The following is a 16,700-nucleotide window of genomic DNA, read 5'->3' as shown; positions in this document are numbered from 1 at the left end:
GCCGGCAGAGCATGGTCATCATCGGCGGAGGGCTCGGTGGCCTGTCCACCGGCTGCTTCGCGCGGATGAACGGCTACCGCACCCGGATCCTGGAGATGCACGAGATCCCCGGCGGCTGCTGCACCGGCTGGGACCGCGGGGAGTTCACCTTCGACTGCTGCATCAGCTGGCTGCTGGGCAGCGGCCCGGGCAACGAGATGCACCAGATCTGGCTCGAACTCGGCGCGCTGCAGGGCAAGCGGATGCGCAACTTCGACGTCTTCAACGTGGTGCGCACCCGGGACGGCGGGGCGGTCTACTTCTACTCCGACCCCGACCGGCTGGAGGACCACCTGCTGGAACTGGCCCCGGAGGACGCCCGGCAGATCCGGCAGTTCTGCGCGGGGCTGCGCAAGTTCCGTCTGGCGCTGGCCCGTTACCCCTTCCTCAAGCCGGTCGGGCTGATGGGCCGGTGGGAGCGGACGCGGATGCTCGCCTCCTTCCTGCCGTACTTCAACGTGATCCGGCGCTCGATCACGGTGTTGATGAGCGACTACTCGGCGAAGTTCAGGAGCCCGCTGCTGCGCGAGGCCTTCAACTTCATCCTGTACGAGAAGCACCCCAACTTCCCGGTGCTGCCCAACTACTTCCAGCTCGCCTGCCACGCCGGCCAGTCGGCCGGGGTGCCGGAGGGGGGCTCGCTGGGGCTGGCCAACTCGATCGAGCAGCGCTACCTGCGGCTGGGCGGCGAGATCACGTACAACACCAAGGTGACCGAGGTCCTGATCGAGGGCGACCGGGCGGTGGGGGTGCGGCTGAGCGACGGCCAGGAGGTGCGGGCCGACATCGTGGTGGCCGCCTGCGACGGCCGGACCACCATGATGGACCTGCTCAAGGGCCGCTACCTGAGCGACACCTACCGTCGGCTGTACACCCAGACCATCACCGAGCCGGGCATGGTCTTCCCCGGCTACGTCACCGTCTTCCTCGGCCTGCGCCGGCCCTTCCCGGCCGGGGACCCGTGCACCACCTACCTGCTGGAGGACGAGGTCGCCGAACGGCTCACCGGCATCCGGCACCCGAGCATCAACGTCCAGTTCCGCAGCCGCCACTACCCGGAGCTGTCGCCCGCCGACACCACCGTGGTGTACGCCAGCTACTTCTGCGACATCGAACCCTGGCGGGAGCTGAGCACCGGGCCGGAGCAGGAGCCCCGGGTGCGGCGCGGCGAGGAACTGCACACCCTGCCGGTCGGCCGGGGACGGGAGTACCAGCGGCAGAAGCGCCGGGTGCGCGACGCCATCGTCGAGTTCCTGGACGGCCACCACCCCGGGCTCCGGGAGGCGGTGGCCGTCAAGGACGTCTCCACCCCGCTCACCCAGGTCCGCTACACCGGCAACTACAACGGGACGGTGCTGGGCTGGCAGCCCTTCGTGGAGAGCGGCGAGACGCTGGAGGAGGAGGTCAAGCGCAACGGCCCGGGGTTGCCCGGCCTGGCGAACTTCTACCTCTCCGGGGTCTGGGCGACCACCGGCGGACTGATCCGGGCGGCGGCGGCCGGCCGGCACGTCGTCCAGTTCATCTGCCGGGACGACGGCAAGCCCTTCACCGCGGAGGTGGACGACAGCGCACCGCTGCCCACCGTGCTCATCGAACCGGTCGGCCCCACCGACCGCCAGTTTGGAGTCACCTCGTGAGGATCGAGAAGTGGGTCGTCGGGGAGCACGTGGACGGCGTGCCGGACGTCGAGCGGATGTACCGGAAGGTCGTGGAGGAACTGGACGTCCGGCTCGCCCCGGACGAGATGCTGCTGCGCACCCGGTACGTCTCGGTCGACCCGTACCTCCAGGGCATCGCGCTGGACACGCCGATCGGCGACCACATGGGAGCGGACTCGATCATGGAGGTGCTGGACGCCGGGCCCGCCGCGCGCTTCGCGGCGGGCGACCTGGTGCAGGGCTTCGGCGGCTGGCGCAGCCACCTGGTCAGCAACGGCGCGCCCAGGCTCTGGCAGACCGGGACGTTCCCGATGGTCTTCCCGGCCTTCCGCCGGCTGGACCCGGCCGACTACGACGAGGACCTGCCGCTGTCCACCGCGCTCGGCATCCTGGGCGGGCCCGGGATGACGGCCTGGGCGACGGTCGAGAAGTTCCTGGACGTGCGCCCCGGGTCGACGGTGCTGGTCGGCGGCGCCTCCGGGGCGGTCGGCTCGCTGGTCGGGCAGCTGGCCAAGCACCGGGGCGCACGGGTGATCGGGACCACGGCGTCGCCGGAGAAGACGGCGGGGCTGTGGGAGCTGGGCTTCGACGGGGTGCTGCTGTACCGCGACGGCGACGCGCCGGAGCGGCTGGAGAAGGAGCTGGCCGAGCTGGCCCCGGGGGGCATCGACCGCTACTTCGACAGCCTCGGCGGGACGCTGACCGACGTGGTCTTCGGGATGCTCGCGGTGGAGAGCCGGGTGGCCGTCTGCTGGCAGTGGGGGAGCCAGGTCGGCGGGGACTGGGCGGGGCCGCGGCTGCTGCCGATGATCATGTTCCCGCGCACCACGATCCGGGGCATCTTCTCGCTGGAGTGGTTCACCGAGGAGAACTGGGCCGCCCTGCGGCGGGACCTCGGGGCGCTGGTCCGCAGCGGGGAACTGACCTACCAGGAGACCGTGCACCAGGGGTTCGACAGCATTCCGGCGGCCTACCGCGGCCTGTACCGGGACCGGTCGGCGAGCAAGGGGAAGGTGCTGGTCGAACTCTGAGCGTGTTCGTTTCCAGGATGCCCGCGGGCCCTTCGGCGGATGTGCCGAAGGGCCCTGGCGCGCGGCCGGTCCGGGACGGTCAGTTCAGGGTGAACCAGGTGCTGCGGGACTTCTTCCACTCGGGGTGGGTGAGGTCCTTGGCGGCGGTGGCGTCGTTGTAGAGGTCGGCGGAGCCGTCGTCGGTGATCAGCTGGGCGCGGGCGCCGGGGGCGTCCAGGTCCGGGACGTCCGGGACGGCCTCCCAGGCGCCGTAGTCGCTGGTCGGCAGGTCGATCAGCTTGGTCGGGGCGGAGCCGGGCTGACCGTTCCAGCGGTAGAGCGCGTACGGGGCGGAGTTGTCCTCGGCGGCCCAGGAGCCGGCCACGATCAGGTACTGGCCGAGGTCGTTGCGCCGGATGTCGCGGACGGACAGCCCGCCGAGGTCCAGCTCGATCGGGTCGCCGAAGGTCGCGTGGGCGGCCGAACCGTTCAGCAGGGACGGGAGGTTGGTGACCGGGACGAGCAGCGCCCGGCCGCCGGTGACGGCCGGGGTGAGCGGCGCGCGGAAGCCGACGTAGGCGGTGCTGGTGCTGCCGGGGGCGAACTCCAGGCCCTCGACGTTGAACCCGTCGATCTGCTTGGGCGCCTGGCCGTCGGCGGCTCCGGCCGCGAAGCCGTAGCGCTTGCCGTGGGCGTTGTCCCAGCCGATCAGGTCGTCGCGCAGGCCGTCGTAGGAGCCGGCCAGGGACAGCTGGGTGTCGGCGCCGGAGCCGGTGACGGTGGTGGTGAAGACGGTGTGCCGGTCGGGCTTGACCACGCCGTCCTTGTTGTTGCCCAGCGAGCCGGTCCAGTAGATGGTGTTCCCGACCCGGGTGGCGGCCTCGATGTCGATCTCCTTGGAGACGCCGAGGGCCGAGCTGAAGTCCCAGGTGCGGATCGGCGCACCGGAGTTGTTGCGGTCGTACAGGCGCAGGGTGTTGGACTCGTCGTCGCCGACCACGATGTAGCCGCCGCCCGCGTCCACGGCGGCCGAGGCGTCGCTGGAGCCGGTCAGGTAGCGGCTGGTGGCGGAGGACTGCACGGCGGGGGAGGCCGCGTAGTGCAGGGTGCGGGTGGCGCTCTTGCCGCCGAGGCCGGTGACCTTGACGGTGAGGTCGGCGTAGCCCACGCCCTGGGCGGCGACCGCCAGGGTGCGGGTGCCGCCGGTGCCGGTCACCGTGACGTCGCCGGTGCGGGCCACGGAGCTGCGGGTGGTGGCCGAGGCGGCGACGGTCAGCGCCGAGGCCGCGGCGCCGGACTGGGCGACCGTCACGGTCACGGTCGGGTCGCCGGTGGCGCCGACCGCGCCGGACAGGTATCCGGCCGAGAAGGTGATCGTCGGGGTGCCGTACGAGACCGCGCCGGCCGGGAGGGCGGGCAGGGCGAGCACGGGCACCGCCGCGACGGCGACGGCGAGCGGCAGCAGGCGGCGGAGGGAACGCGACACGGTGGCTACCCTTCGGCAGGTGACGGGAGTTGACGGAGAGTGCAAGCCTGCTGGCGCTCGGCGAACACCGACCCTACGGCGACCCTACGAGCGTGGGCGGGCGGGCGAACAGCGGGCCTCGCGGCGGTGAAGGACCGGGCTCAGCCGGTGATGCCGGCCGCGCGCAGGCGGTGGGCGACCGCCTCCCAGTCGGGGGCGACCGGCTCGGTCCGACCGGTGCCGACGCCCTTGTCCTTGAACCCGCTGGAGGTCGAGACGCAGACCACCGGGCCCTCGGCGAGGTCCGGCTCGCCGAGGCTGCGCAGCCCCGCCAGGCCGGCCGCCGAGGACAGCTCCGTCCAGAGCCCGGCCCGGGCCAGCTCCCGCTGGGCGTCGGCGAGTTGAGTGTCGTCCAGGGTCAGTGCCCGGCCGCCGCTCTCCCGGACGGCGAGCACGCCACGGTAGCCGCTGACCGGGGAGGCGATCGAGTACGCGTCGCTCGGGCCGACCGTCACCCGGGCGGCCGGCAGGCCCTCGGCGATCGCCAGGGCGAGCGGCCCGGAGGCGGCCGTCTCGCAGGAGTGGATGCGCGGAACGCGGTCGGTCAGGCCCAGCCGGCGCAGCTCGGTGAAGCCCTTCCAGACGCCGAACAGCAGCTCGCCGTAGCCGGTCGGGACGAACACCGCGCTCGGCAGGCCGACGTCCTGGAAGATCTCGTACGCGACGGTCTTGTAGCCCTCGGGGCCGTACGCGTGCCCGGTGTGGGTGGTGGTCAGATTGCTGACCGGGTGCAGGCCCAGCCGGTCGACCACCTGGCGCAGCAGCGGCCAGCGGGCCTCCCACGGCACCGGGAGCACCACCGCGCCGTAGGCGTTGAGGAAGGCGTCGACGTTCGGCGGCAGGTCCGGGCCGGTGAACACCACGCAGCGCAGTCCGGCGCGGGCGGCGTAGGCGGCGGCCGAGGCGCCGTGGTTGCCGGAGGAGGCGACCGCGAGGCCCGGCGCGCCGACGCCCACGGCCGCACTGGTGGTGCAGCGGTTCAGCCGGTCCTTGTGGCTCCACGTGGGGTTGCGGGACTCGTCCTTGACGTACACCCCGGGCTCGATCTCCACCGTCGGGGTGGCGCCCTCGCCCAGACCCGGTGCGAGCAGCGGGGGCAGCAGCGGGGCCCAGCGCTCCAGGCCGCCGCGCACCGGGGCAGGGGCGAACAGGCCCGCCGGGTCGGCCTTGTCGTAGGCGTAGTCGACCTCGACGGGGTAGGAGACGTCCTCGGTGCCGGTGCGCGGGCAGCCGGCGGTGAGCGGGGGCCAGAGCGGGTAGTCGAGGGCGGGATCGCCGAGGGAGCGCTGGCCGGTCGCGAGGGAGTCTTCTGTTGGCATGCCAGGAGACTAGCCGGGCGGCCGCCGCACGGTCCGGCGGTTGGCGGGCCGCGGCGGGAACCCGTTCGCGGGGGTACCGGTTCCGGCCGTTCGGGGGAGGAGTCAGCCCTGGCGGATCGCCGAGATGTCGAACTCCAGGACGACCTTGTCGCCGACCAGGACGCCGCCGCCCTCCAGTGCCGCGTTCCAGGTGACGCCGTACTCCTTGCGGCTGATGGTGACCGAGCCCTCCAGGCCCACCCGCAGGTTGCCGTACGGGTCGACGGCGTTGCCGGTGTACTCGAAGTCGATGGTGACCGGGCGGGTGGTGTCCTTGATGGTCAGGTCCCCGGTGACCCGGTAGTCGGTGTCGGAGCGCACCTCGACCGCGGTGGAGCGGAAGGTGATGTCGGGGAAGTTCGGCGCGTCCAGGAAGTCGTTGGTGCGCAGGTGCTGGTCGCGCTGCTCCACGCCGGTGTCGATGCTCTCGGCCTTGATCACCACCTGGCCGGAGGAGCTGGACGGGTCGCCGCCGTCGAGGTGGGCGGTGCCCTCGAAGCGGTGGAACGCGCCGCGGACCTTGGTCACCATGGCGTGGCGGGCGACGAAGCCGATCCGGGTGTGGGTGGGATCGAGGACGTAGTCGCCGGTGAGCTCGGCGAGGTTGGCGGTCATGGTCGGCATGCCTCCTGGTGCGGGGCCCGGGTCTCGGCCCGGGGGTGGTCGGGCGGTCCCCGGACCACGCTAGGGGCAGTTCCCGCGGGCCGCGCGTCGGGTCGGGTCTGAGTGGCGGGCGGGGTGGGAAGGCTCGCGGAGTACACCGGAGGAGCGAAGGGACGAGGGGGTCGCGATGGACAGTGGCGTACGGGCGATGGTCGACGCGGTGGACGAGGCGCGGCGGCAGCTGCGGGAGAACGCGCTGCCGAAGGCGCGGGACAGCAGCCGGGAGAGGGTTCCGGAGAAGGAGGAGGCGGCTCTGCTGGGGGCGCTCGCCGGGCTGATGGAGTCCATCGTCGAGCTGGCCGAAGCCGCCTCGGACCGGATGACCACGGGTGACAGCCGGGAGACGTACATCAAGGCGGTCCGGCGGCTGCGGGTCCAGCCCCGGTACCTGCGCGAGGACACGGCGGCGGTCGTGAAGCGGGTGGGCGCGGCTGAGTGACCGGCGGCCGGTGCCCCTCGCCGGGGGCACCGGCCGCGTCGGTCAGCGGTGGCTCGGGAACTGGACCACCTGCTGGTAGGTCGGGCGGTTCTGCCAGGTGGTCTTGGCGTCCGTCACGCCGCCCAGCGGACGCTGGATGATCGTGTCGGCGCACCACTGGTCACCGGCCGAGCAGTCCGCGTCTCCCGGGTAGACCTGGGCGGAGGTCCGGGCGGCGGCCTGCTTCAGGGTGTCCAGCAGGACGGTCCGGCAGGCCGCGAGGTCGCCCCCGCCGCAGAACGGCCGGGCCAGCGGGCCGGCCACCTGGTCGCCCAGGACGGCGCGCAGGTCCTTGTCCAGGTAGCTCCACCAGCCGTACTGGAAGGCCGAACCCTTGTGCGGGATGGCCTCGTTGGCGCTCACCGGGCCGGTGGCCGAGCCGGTCTGCCCGCCCGAGGGGGACTCGTTGATCTGGAGGGCGCCGGTCAGCGCGCCGAACAGCGGGTCACCGAGGCCCGGCCGCATGACGCCCTCGGCGACCAGTGGCCACCAGGCGTCCATCACCCGGATCGCGGTGGCGTCCGCGTAGCCGTGGCTGCCCGCCGAAGTCTCCCTCCGCTGGCCGCCGTTGGCGAGCCAGGCCTCCAGCTGCTGCAGGGCGGTGAGGGCGGCCTGGTCGGTGACGGGCGCGCTGCGCAGCACGCGGATCAGGTCGGGCAGCACGTCCTCGGCCCGAAGGTCGGCCAGGGCGGCGCTCTCCATCGCCTGGGTGAGCGAGACCCGGCTCGCCCTGCCGCCGTTCCTCAGCAGGGACTTGACCCGGTCGTCCAGCAGGTTGCCGCGGTGCACCGAGCCGTTGCCGAAACCGGCCGAGGTGAAGCCGTTCGCCTGCTTGTTGTTCCAGGAGATGTAGTAGTCCTGGTTGACGGACTGCGGGTGCTCGGCCGCCGGGGTGTACCGGGCGGTGTTGGCGACCGGGTCGAAGTCGGCCCACTCGTAGGCGGGTTGGGCCTGGACGGGCAGGCCCGGGTCCACCCCGGGGGCGCGGACCGGGTTGCTGCCGGAGTTGTAGTACGCGATGTCGCGCGAGTCGGCGTAGAACCAGTTGAAGGTGTAGTTGATGTCCTGCGCGGCCCGCTGGAAGCCCGCCGCGCCCTGCACCGCGCCCGGGTCGTTCAGCTCCTGGAAGCCGATGATGGAGTCGGCCTCGTGCCGGTAGGTGGAGCGCAGCGAGGTGAAGGCGACGGGCGCGCCGCCGACGGTGCCGCGGGCGCTGACCAGGCCGTACCTGGAGCGGTACATCACCAGGGTGTAGGAGCCGGCCGGGGTGGAGTCGGCGGTGGTGGGTTTCCACGCGTTCTTGCGTTCCAGCCGGTCGAAGGGCAGGCACTGGCCGTGCCACAGGTAGGAGTTGGCGGCGGTGGTGACCGGGGAGCCGTCGGTGGTGCAGAGCGGGACGGCGTAGGTGTCGGTGATGTCCTGACCGGCGGAGGTCGCGCTCCAGGCGTAGTCCTGGCCGCGGCCGAGCTGCACGTAGAAGCTCAGGCCGGCGAAGGCGGCGCCGCGCGCGCTGATCCCGGGGCCCTGGATCTCCTCCAGCATCAGCAGCTGCGGGGCGAAGTAGCCGGTCTGCGGGCCGAACACGGCCACCGGGTGGCCGTCGTCGGTGTGCGCGCCGGAGACCAGCAGGGCGTTGGACATGCCGTGCTTGGCGGTCAGCAGGTTTCCGGGCAGGACGCCGTTCGCCTCGGTGGTGGCGGAGTTGCCCGAGCCGGTGGCGTCGTAGACGACCCGCTCGGGCACCACCGAGCCGGGGTCCGGCAGCACCGTGCCCTGCGGCTGGTCCGGGACGGTCGCGTACGGGAAGCTCTGCCCGTCGTGCAGGGTCTGGACGGCCTCCGGGTCGTCCGCCTCGCGCAGCGACGTCCAGACCGCGTCCCCGGCGTCCTTGCCGTACCGGGCCTCGGCGGCCGACTTGACCTGGGCGGAGGCCAGTTCGCCTCCGCCGCCGGAGCCGAACAGCGCGCCGACCACGGAGGCGAGGGCCACCAGGTCGGTCAGCTTGAACGGCTCGATCGAGCCGGCGTTGGTGATCGGGTCGATGTGCCCGGTGAGGTCGTACTCGCCGGGGAAGGTGCGGGCGTTGTAGGACTCCTTGGCGTACTGGTTGATGCCGTCGAGGTAGGCGTTGGCGTCGGCGAGCGCCTGGGTGGCCCGGCCGCCGCGGGCGGCGATGGCGTCGATCTGCTGCTGCAGTTCCGCCTCGGTGTACGGCGCGGCCTGCCAGAAGGTCTGCTCCAGCTGGCGGTTGGCGGCGGCGCCGCCCGCGAAGCCGGACAGCTGGCCGCGGCCGACGTGCCGGAAGAGGTCCATCACCCAGAGGCGGTCCTGGGCGGCGGCGTAGCCCGCGCCGAACTCGGTGCCGTAGCGGGTGGTCCCGGAGATGTGCGGGACGCCGGTGGCCTTGTCGCGCACGATGGTGACGTCCGGGCGCGGGCTGGTGGTGCTCGCCACCTGGTCGGCGGGGACGCCGAAGGAGGCGTCGTTGAAGAAGTCGCGCAGCTTGGCCTCGGTCAGGCCGGGGTAGCCGGAGGCGAGGGCGGCGTAGGGGCCGAGCTGGTCGTCGGTGTGCGCGGGGCGGGTGCCGAAGGCCCGGTTGAGCAGGATGTCGGCGAGGGTGGCGTTGCCGTTCTCGCCGGGCGGCAGGATGTCGGCGCAGTGGCCGCCGCAGTAGTCGTTGGCGGCGGCGGTCACCGCCGGGGTGGGGGCGGCGGTGGCGGTGGGGCCGGTGGTCAGGGCGGCGGTGACGAGCAGGGCCGAGGCGAGGGCGGCGGCCGGGAGTCGGAGGGAGCGGGGGCGGGGGCGCTGGCGTGAACGCAAGGCGGACTCCTCCGTCGAAGTCTCACGGAAGAGTCGACGGTAGGGGTGCTACTGGCCGGTTGGCTAGTGGCGTGCATGCCATTTTCTAGGCGGGGGCGCGGAGTTGGGGCGTTTGGGCAGCGGGGTCGGGCTGCGGGCTGCGGGGTCGAGGTGCGGGGTCGGGTGCGGGGGCGTGCTGTCCCGGGAGTCGGCCGAGGTGGTGGCGGCGGTGCCGGGCCCGGTGCCGCGGGTCCCGGCGGTGGAGCGGCCGGGGAAACGGCGGCGCCGCACCCGCCGGGCTCAGTCCGGAGGTGCGGCGCCGGGTCGGCGGGGCCGGGTCAGGGCTTGAGCACCAGGCGGATCGGGTTGCCCTCCTTGCGCTCCAGCGCCTCGACCGCGCGGGCCGCCTCGGCCAGCGGGAAGGTGCCGCTCACCGAGCGGGAGAAGTCGAGCCGGCCGCCGCGGACCAGGTTGACCAGGTCGACGACGTCCTGGCCCTCGGAGCCGTAGTGGCCGCGGATCTGCTGGCGCAGGTAGCTGACCAGGGTGCCGTTGGTGACGGTCAGCGGCTTGTCGGTGAGGCCGACCAGCACCAGGCGGCCGTGCTCGCCCAGGGTGGCCATGGCCTGCTCGCGCACCGGGGCGACCCCGGCGAAGTCGAAGGCGACGGACAGCGGGCGACCGCCAGTGGCCTCGCGCAGCAGCTGGGCGAACGCGGGGTCGGCCGGGTCGAGGGCGGCGTCGGCGCCGAAGGCCAGGGCGCGCTCACGGGCGGCCGGCAGCGGGTCGACGGCGACGATCGGGAAGGCGCCGATGGCCCGCAGCAGCTGCACGCCGTGGGCGCCGAGGCCGCCGACGCCCCAGACGCCGACCGCCTCGGCGGGCCGCACGGCGCCGGTGGCGGTGATGGCGGCCCAGGGGGTGGAGACCGCGTCGGGGATGAAGCAGGCCTGCTCGAAGGGGAGTTCGTCCGGTATGGGCACCAGGGTGGTGGCGGTGGCGAGCGCGTACTCGGCCCAGCCGCCGTCGTAGTCCACGCCGCGGGTGTGCACGACGCCGTCGCGGTTCTCGCCGGCCTGCAGCAGCACCCGGTCGCCGACGGCCGCGGTGGTCACGCCCTCGCCGAGGGTGTGCACGGTGCCCGCGACCTCGTGGCCGAGGGTGACCTTGTCGCCCTTGAGGAAGAGCGGCTTGAGCATGCCCTCGATCAGGTGCACGTCGGAGAGGCAGACGCCGGCGGCCTCGACCTTGATCAGCACCTCGCCCGGACCGGGCACCGGGACGGGGACCTCCTCCACGGCGAAAGCGCCCTTGGCGACGTCGAGCCGGCCGGCGAGCATCGTGGCGGTCATCGGGACTTCCCTTCTCGCGGGGGCGGCGGGCCGGGGGAGTGTCCGCCGCTCCGGAAGTTACTTGTTATCCAACAAGCAAGTTCACCGTAGCATGGTGGCATGTCTACGCACGATGAGGGCCGAACCGGCGGACCCGGGACGCTCCGGGAGGCGCCCGCGCGCCGCACCCAGGCCGAACGGCGGGCCCGGGCCGAGTCCGCGCTGATCGCCGCCGCCGCCCGGCTGATCGCCGAGCACGGCAGCACCGGGGTCACGCTGGCCGGGGTGGGGGAGGAGGCGGGCTTCAGTCGGGGCCTGGCCACCCACTACTTCGGGTCGAAGGCCGCACTGCTCGCCCGGCTCCAGGAGGCGGCGCTGGCCGAGGCGATGGCGGCGGCCGCGCCGGAGCGCAGCGGGGCGGGCGCGGTGGACGAGCTGTGCGGGTTCGCGCGCGGCTGCCTGGAGGGCGTGCGCAACCCGACCGACCTGGGCCGGGCCTTCGTGGTGCTGGGCGCGGAGGCGCTCGCCGGGGCCTCGGAGCTGACCACCGCGGTGGCGGAGCTGGACGCCCGGACCCGGGAGTGGGCGGCCGAGGTGGTCGGGCAGGGGCAGCGGGAGGGCGAGCTGCGCCCCGGCGTGGACCCGGGCGCCTTCGCGCTGGCCTTCGTGGGGCTGCTCAAGGGGCTGGTGGTGCAGGCCGCGGCCGCTCCGAAGGCCTTCGACGTGGGGCTGGCGGTCGCCGAGTCCGAGCGCTGGATCCGGCTGGCGCTCACGGCGGGCTGAGGGTGCGCGGGCCGGGCGTCCGGCCGGGGTGAGCAGGGCGGGGGGCGCCGCCGCCCGGCGGCCGTGGGGCAGAGGGCGGCGGTGCGGGTGGCCGCTCCGGGGCGGGGTCAGGCCCGGCGGGCGGGCGAACCGCGGCGGGCGGGCGGCACGATGCGCACCCGCTCGGTGGCGGGCGCCTTTTCGAGGTCGTCCAACTGGGCGAGGACGGTGGCGCGCAGGTCGTCGTCGTCCTCGAAGTGGTGGTCGTTGAAGAGGGTGTAGCCGGACCACATCAGGTTGGCGCAGACCCGGGGCGGGACCTTGCCCGTCGCGGCGCCCATGCCGACCAGGGCGACGGACCGGATCGAGCCCGGCCGCAGCCGGTTCTGCCGGTGGACGGCCTGGAACGCGGCGGCGCAGGCCAGGGCCACGTTCAAGGTCTCGCTGACGTTCTGCGAGGAGGTCCGCATGGTCGGGGCCGATATCAGGAACGCCGGGTTGACGGCACCGGACGGGACGCAGACCGCGCTGCCGACCGGGAGGCTGCCGGCGTGCTGGTCGCGGATCGCCTTCTGGACCCGCAGCTGGATGCCCGCGCCCAGGTGGCGCTTGATCGCGGCGTCCGTTCCGCCGTCCATCCGGCCGCGGGAGTTGGTGGGGCTGACCCAGGCGTCCGCCTTCGCGGTGAGCAGCGAGGCGTGCCGGATGTCGATCCCGGGGACGTCGGCGAAGGCCGCCCGCCAGGACTCCACGACCGTCGCGTTGAGGTCGGTCAGCACCACCTTGAGCGGCGGCTCGGTGCGGTCCGTGGTCATGCTGGGCTCCTGTCGGTCGGGGGTGCCCGGTGGGCCGGTTCCTTGGTGACACCGACGAAGCTAGCGCCCGGCACTGACAATCCGTCCGGGCCCCGTCGGCACCTCGCCCGCGCCGGTCGGCGGTCGGTCGGCGCGGGCCGGATTGTCGGACCCTGCTGGTAGGACTGTGGTGTCCGCCAGGGAAGCTGACGGGCCATCACCTGCCGTTCGTCTGACATTCGTACGGTCCCGACCAGCCGGAGTCGCACCACCATGAGCGCTGTCGACACCCCCGCCACCCAGCCCGACCCGAACGACCCGCTCGCCCTCGCCGACCTCTTCACGGGCGGCGGCGAGCCGTGGCTGCCGCTGCTGAAGCCGGTGATCGAGGCGCAGCCCGGTGCGGCCTCGTTCATCGGCCCGGGCCGCGGCCCGGAGGTCGTCCCGGTCCGGGAGCTGACCTTCCAGGCGCTCAAGCCGCACGCGCCGCACCGGTGGAAGGTCGTCGTCTTCGGCCAGAACCCGTACCCGAGGCCGGAGAGCGCCACCGGCATCGCGATGTTCGACAACACCTTCCACGACTGGAAGGACAGCCAGTTCGGCCGGGTGATCAGCATCCGCTGCCTGATCAAGGCCGCGGCGATGTGGAAGTACGGCATCCCCAAGAAGACGCCGATCGCCGACATACGGGCGCTGCTGAAGAAGCAGGAGACGGTCCAGCCGCCGGAGTGGTTCCAGGCGATGCTGACCCAGGGCGTGCTGCTGCTGAACGCGGCGCTCACCGCGAGCAGCGACGGCGCGATGGGGCCGGACGAGCACACCGGGTTCTGGCGGCCGGTCGCCGAGCGGATCGTCGAGGAGATCCTCCGCGCCAAGCAGCGGGCCGCCGAGGAGGACCGCTACGTGGTCTTCGCCTGGTGGGGCGCGCACGCCCGCAGCCTGAAGAACGTCGTCCTGCGGCTGCAGGAGAAGTACCCCGAGGTCGAGGTCCGCCACATTGACCACGCCAACCCGGCGGCCCAGGGTGACATCTTCTGCGACGGCGAGCACTTCGCCACGGTGAACGCCGCTCTGGCCTCGCTCGGCGCCGACGAGGTCGACTGGCTGCCCAGCACGGGGTGGAACGCGCCGTCGGTGCAGGGCGGCGGGGCGGAGGCCGGGGTCGCCGAGCGGATGGGTGCCTTCATCGCCTCCACCATGGAGCTGCACCAGCTCTACCTGGACCGACTCGCCGGGGTGAAGGACGAGGGCCTCGTCCTGCCGGCGATCACCGGTGTGTTCGACACCCCGCCGACGGGCTTCCGGGAGGCGGTGTCGCCGGTCGCCGAGCTGCTGCGCGGCCTGGACCGGCACGTGTCGCTGTCGCACGACTTCGGCAAGCGGCGGGCGGACGAGGCGGCCACCGGCCTGTCCGCCGACGAGATCGCCGCGCTGTACCTGTACACCTGCGAGTCCGCGTTCTACCGGGAGATCAACGCGGTGCTGCGCTCGCCGGACCGCAGCCGGCTGGTGCCCTACCTGCCGTACCTGCGGCTGCTGTTCACGGCGGTGTCGCGGCTGCCCGTCCGCACCGCGCCGCTGTGGCGCGGAGTCTCGCTGGACCTGCGGCGGCAGTATCCGCTCGGGAGGACGGTGACGTGGTGGGGCGTCTCCTCCTGCACCTCCGAGCTCGGGGTCGCGCGGTCCTTCCTGGGCAGCCGGGGCAAGCGGACGCTGTTCGAGGTGCGTCCGGTGCGGGCCGCCGGCATCAGGAACTTCTCGGCGTTCACCGGCGAGGAGGAGTTCATCCTGCTGCCCGGCACGCAGTTGGAGGTCACCGATGTCCGGGCGGAGCGCGGCGGCCTGTGCACCGTGACGCTGACCGAGCTGGAGGAGGCGCCCCTGGTGTCCTGAGGCGCCCGGGTCGAACCCGCCCCCTGGAGTAGCAACCAAGTCAGTATTTTTACTGAGTTAAGTTATGCTGGACTCCGAACGGCAGGCGAGCCCGTTGTGCGGGAAGGGGCGCGAACGATGACCTCGGAAATCCGGAACCTGGACGGCGAACTGGAACGGGAGCGGGCCTACGTCGAGGTCTGCCGGGTCGCGACGGCCCGGCAGGTCGAGGACGCGGGCCACCAGGTCGTCGCCGCGGAGGACGTCTCCGGCGACGGTGCGAGCGCGGAGGCGCTCGGCCGGTACCTGCGCACCCGCGCCAAGCGGATGAACGAGCTGCCGGAGAGCCCGTCCTTCTTCGGCCGCCTCGACTTCGCCGACACCGCGGAGGCCGGGGAGCACCGGCAGCAGCGCTACTACGTGGGCCGCCGGCGGATCTCCGAGGACCCGACCGTGCCGCCGCTGGTGGTCGACTGGCGGGCCCCGGTCTCCCGGGCGTTCTACCAGGCGAGCGCCCACGCCCCGCTCGGGCTCGCGCGGCGCCGCCGGTTCGGCTGGGCGCCGTGGAGTCTGGGCGCGCCGGAGGAGCTGACCGGGCTGGAGGACGAACCCCTCGGCGCGGACGGCGGGCACGGCCCGGCGGCCGGCGCCGCGGCGGACGGCAGTGAGGGCGGCGAGGGCGGAGAGGCCGGTGCCGGCGGCATCCTGGCCGCCGAGATCGAGCGGCCCCGCACCGGCCCGATGCGGGACATCGTCGCCACCATCCAGCCCGAACAGGACGTGCTGGTGCGGGGCGAGCTGAGCGAGTCGGTCTGCGTGCAGGGCGCGCCCGGCAGCGGCAAGACCGCGGTCGGGCTGCACCGCGCCGCGTACCTGCTGTACAGCTTCCCGCAGCGGATCCAGCGCGGCGGCCTGCTGGTCATCGGCCCCAACCGGACCTTCCTGCGCTACATCGCCGAGGTGCTCCCCGCGCTCGGCGAGATCGACGTCACCCAGCGCACCGTCGAGGACCTGGTCGCCACCCGGCCGGTCGCCGCCGTGGACGACGAGCGGGCCGCCGCGGTCAAGCAGGACGCGCGGATGGCGACGGTGCTGCGCCGGGCGCTGTACGGCCGCATCCGGGCGACGGGCCCGGAGCCGCTGGTCGTACCGGACGGCTCCTACCGGTGGCGGGTGCCCCCGGAGCGGCTGGAACGGACGGTCGCCGAACTGCGCGAGCAGGCGCCGCCGTACGCGATCGGCCGGGAGAGCCTGCGCACCCGGCTGGTGGCGATGCTCCAGGATCAGGCCGAGCGGCGGACCGGTGTCCGGTCGGGCGCCTGGTCGCGGAAGATCGGCCGCTGCGGGCCGGTGGCCGCCTTTCTGGAGGCCGCCTGGCCGAACCTGCGCCCGGAGGCCGTGGTCGCCGCGCTGCTGAGCGACCCCGCCCTGCTGGCCGAGGCCGCCGAGGGGGTGCTCGGCCCCGAGGAGCAGGCGGCGATCCTGTGGCGCCGGCCGCCGCGCTCGGAGAAGAGCGCCAAGTGGTCCGAGCACGACCTGATGCTGCTGGACGAGGTGGCCGGCCTGATCGAGCGCCCGGCCGGCTTTGGCCACGTCGTGGTGGACGAGGCCCAGGACCTCTCCCCGATGCAGTGCCGGGCGATCGCCCGCCGCAGCGCCTTCGGCTCCCTGACCGTTCTCGGCGACCTCGCCCAGGCGACCGCCCCGTGGGCCGCCCGCAGCTGGCCCGAGCAGCTCGCCCACCTGGGCAAGCCACAGGCCGCGGTGGTGCCGCTGACCACCGGCTTCCGGGTCCCGGCCGCAGTGACGGCCCTCGCCAACACCCTGCTGGGCGCGCTCGACGTGGACGTTCCGCCGGCCGTGTCGCTGCGGCAGGACGGGGAGCTGACGGTGCGGCGGGTGGCCGGGGGCGGCCTGGGCGGAGCGGCGGTCGCGGCGGTGCGGGCCGCGCTGGAGCGCGAGGGCTCGATCGCGGTGATCGCGGCGGACGGCGCGGTGGCGGAGGCCGCCGAGGCGCTGCTCGCGGCGGGGATCCCGACCGGGGCGGCCGAACAGGTCGGCACCACGGCGCGGGTGACGGTGCTGCCCGCCTCGCTGGTGAAGGGGCTGGAGTACGACCACGTGGTGGTGCTGGAGCCGGCCGCCATCGTGGAGGCCGAGGCGCGCGGCCTGCACCGGCTGTACGTGGTGGTGACGCGGGCGGTCTCCCGGCTGGACGTCCTGCACTCCCGTCCGCTGCCCGCGCCGCTGGGCGGGGAGTGACGGCCCCGGCGGGGGGCGGATGGGGAAGGCCGGGCGGGTGCGGCGGCCGGCCACGACCCCGTGCCCACCGGCAGCGGCGGCCGACCGGTGCCGGTACCCCCGCTGACCTCCTCACTCGTGCCCCGGACCAGCTCCGAACAGCTGGATAT

The 16,700-nt window shown here is 73.7% G+C and carries 12 protein-coding genes; 6 read left to right on the top strand and 6 right to left on the bottom strand.

Annotation, left to right across the window (positions count from 1 at the left end; genetic code table 11):
• Positions 1-11 precede the first annotated feature (11 nt).
• Together ACFVVA_RS07425 and ACFVVA_RS07420 are read left to right on the top strand one after the other, a co-directional pair.
• Complete coding sequence (locus ACFVVA_RS07425; RefSeq protein ID WP_387686868.1) at positions 12-1,676, top strand: phytoene desaturase family protein; 1,665 nt, start codon at positions 12-14, stop codon at positions 1,674-1,676.
• Positions 1,673-2,728, top strand: a complete 1,056-nt coding sequence (locus tag ACFVVA_RS07420; RefSeq protein ID WP_387686593.1) for a zinc-binding dehydrogenase — start codon at positions 1,673-1,675, stop codon at positions 2,726-2,728. The genes ACFVVA_RS07425 and ACFVVA_RS07420 overlap by 4 nt, the downstream gene beginning before the upstream one ends.
• Before the next feature lie 79 nt (positions 2,729-2,807).
• Here the strand turns inward: ACFVVA_RS07420 and ACFVVA_RS07415 are convergent, their stop codons facing one another.
• The 3 genes from ACFVVA_RS07415 to ACFVVA_RS07405 all read right to left on the bottom strand — a co-directional run bounded on the left by ACFVVA_RS07415 (position 2,808) and on the right by ACFVVA_RS07405 (position 6,205).
• Complete coding sequence (locus ACFVVA_RS07415; protein WP_387686591.1) at positions 2,808-4,193, bottom strand: hypothetical protein; 1,386 nt, start codon at positions 4,191-4,193, stop codon at positions 2,808-2,810.
• 140 nt (positions 4,194-4,333) lie between these two features.
• On the bottom strand, positions 4,334-5,551 hold the full coding sequence (locus ACFVVA_RS07410; protein WP_387686589.1) for a pyridoxal-phosphate dependent enzyme: 1,218 nt from the start codon (positions 5,549-5,551) through the stop codon (positions 4,334-4,336).
• 102 nt (positions 5,552-5,653) lie between these two features.
• The gene (locus ACFVVA_RS07405) at positions 5,654-6,205 is read right to left on the bottom strand and encodes a YceI family protein (RefSeq protein WP_387686867.1); all 552 of its coding nucleotides are present in this window, start codon (positions 6,203-6,205) and stop codon (positions 5,654-5,656) included.
• Between the two features lie 175 nt (positions 6,206-6,380).
• Between ACFVVA_RS07405 and ACFVVA_RS07400 the strand changes: the two genes are divergently transcribed.
• Entirely contained in the window at positions 6,381-6,692 is a 312-nt protein-coding gene (locus tag ACFVVA_RS07400; RefSeq protein ID WP_387686587.1) for a hypothetical protein, read from the top strand.
• 42 nt (positions 6,693-6,734) lie between these two features.
• On the opposite strand, the gene ACFVVA_RS07395 is transcribed toward ACFVVA_RS07400, so the two are convergent.
• Together ACFVVA_RS07395 and ACFVVA_RS07390 are read right to left on the bottom strand one after the other, a co-directional pair.
• The gene (locus ACFVVA_RS07395; protein ID WP_387686585.1) at positions 6,735-9,551 is read right to left on the bottom strand and encodes a penicillin acylase family protein; all 2,817 of its coding nucleotides are present in this window, start codon (positions 9,549-9,551) and stop codon (positions 6,735-6,737) included.
• A 317-nt stretch (positions 9,552-9,868) separates the two neighbouring features.
• Positions 9,869-10,882, bottom strand: a complete 1,014-nt coding sequence (locus tag ACFVVA_RS07390) for a zinc-binding dehydrogenase (protein WP_387686583.1) — start codon at positions 10,880-10,882, stop codon at positions 9,869-9,871.
• A gap of 99 nt (positions 10,883-10,981) precedes the next feature.
• On the opposite strand from ACFVVA_RS07390, the gene ACFVVA_RS07385 reads away from it, so the two are divergent.
• Positions 10,982-11,644: a TetR/AcrR family transcriptional regulator gene (locus ACFVVA_RS07385; RefSeq protein ID WP_387686581.1), complete on the top strand. Its 663-nt coding sequence runs from the start codon at positions 10,982-10,984 to the stop codon at positions 11,642-11,644.
• Positions 11,645-11,751: 107 nt separating this feature from the next.
• Here ACFVVA_RS07385 and ACFVVA_RS07380 read toward each other — a convergent pair whose 3' ends face one another.
• Positions 11,752-12,438 carry a macro domain-containing protein gene (locus ACFVVA_RS07380; RefSeq protein WP_387686578.1) on the bottom strand — a complete coding sequence of 229 codons (687 nt, stop codon included), beginning with the start codon at positions 12,436-12,438 and terminating at the stop codon, positions 11,752-11,754.
• Between the two features lie 252 nt (positions 12,439-12,690).
• Between ACFVVA_RS07380 and ACFVVA_RS07375 the strand changes: the two genes are divergently transcribed.
• Both ACFVVA_RS07375 and ACFVVA_RS07370 read left to right on the top strand, forming a co-directional pair.
• Positions 12,691-14,310: an ADP-ribosyltransferase domain-containing protein gene (locus tag ACFVVA_RS07375; protein ID WP_387686576.1), complete on the top strand. Its 1,620-nt coding sequence runs from the start codon at positions 12,691-12,693 to the stop codon at positions 14,308-14,310.
• 117 nt (positions 14,311-14,427) lie between these two features.
• Complete coding sequence (locus tag ACFVVA_RS07370) at positions 14,428-16,551, top strand: HelD family protein (protein ID WP_387686574.1); 2,124 nt, start codon at positions 14,428-14,430, stop codon at positions 16,549-16,551.
• Positions 16,552-16,700 lie beyond the last annotated feature (149 nt).

It is taken from the genome of Kitasatospora sp. NPDC058048 (assembly GCF_042885555.1).
Taxonomy (GTDB): Bacteria; Actinomycetota; Actinomycetes; order Streptomycetales; family Streptomycetaceae; genus Kitasatospora; species Kitasatospora lactacystinica.
The sequence above is the reverse complement of the archived record's forward strand: the minus strand, read 5'-3'. Positions and strand labels throughout refer to the sequence as shown.

Excerpts from the sequence above, each read along its gene's own strand:
- ACFVVA_RS07425 (WP_387686868.1), top strand. The coding sequence starts at position 12 with ATGGTCATCATCGGCGGAGGGCTCGGTGGCCTGTCCACCGGCTGCTTC.
- ACFVVA_RS07410 (WP_387686589.1), bottom strand. The coding sequence starts at position 5,551 with ATGCCAACAGAAGACTCCCTCGCGACCGGCCAGCGCTCCCTCGGCGAT.
- ACFVVA_RS07405 (WP_387686867.1), bottom strand. The coding sequence starts at position 6,205 with ATGACCGCCAACCTCGCCGAGCTCACCGGCGACTACGTCCTCGATCCC.
- ACFVVA_RS07400 (WP_387686587.1), top strand. The coding sequence starts at position 6,381 with ATGGACAGTGGCGTACGGGCGATGGTCGACGCGGTGGACGAGGCGCGG.
- ACFVVA_RS07390 (WP_387686583.1), bottom strand. The coding sequence starts at position 10,882 with ATGACCGCCACGATGCTCGCCGGCCGGCTCGACGTCGCCAAGGGCGCT.
- ACFVVA_RS07385 (WP_387686581.1), top strand. The coding sequence starts at position 10,982 with ATGTCTACGCACGATGAGGGCCGAACCGGCGGACCCGGGACGCTCCGG.
- ACFVVA_RS07380 (WP_387686578.1), bottom strand. The coding sequence starts at position 12,438 with ATGACCACGGACCGCACCGAGCCGCCGCTCAAGGTGGTGCTGACCGAC.
- ACFVVA_RS07375 (WP_387686576.1), top strand. The coding sequence starts at position 12,691 with ATGAGCGCTGTCGACACCCCCGCCACCCAGCCCGACCCGAACGACCCG.
- ACFVVA_RS07370 (WP_387686574.1), top strand. The coding sequence starts at position 14,428 with ATGACCTCGGAAATCCGGAACCTGGACGGCGAACTGGAACGGGAGCGG.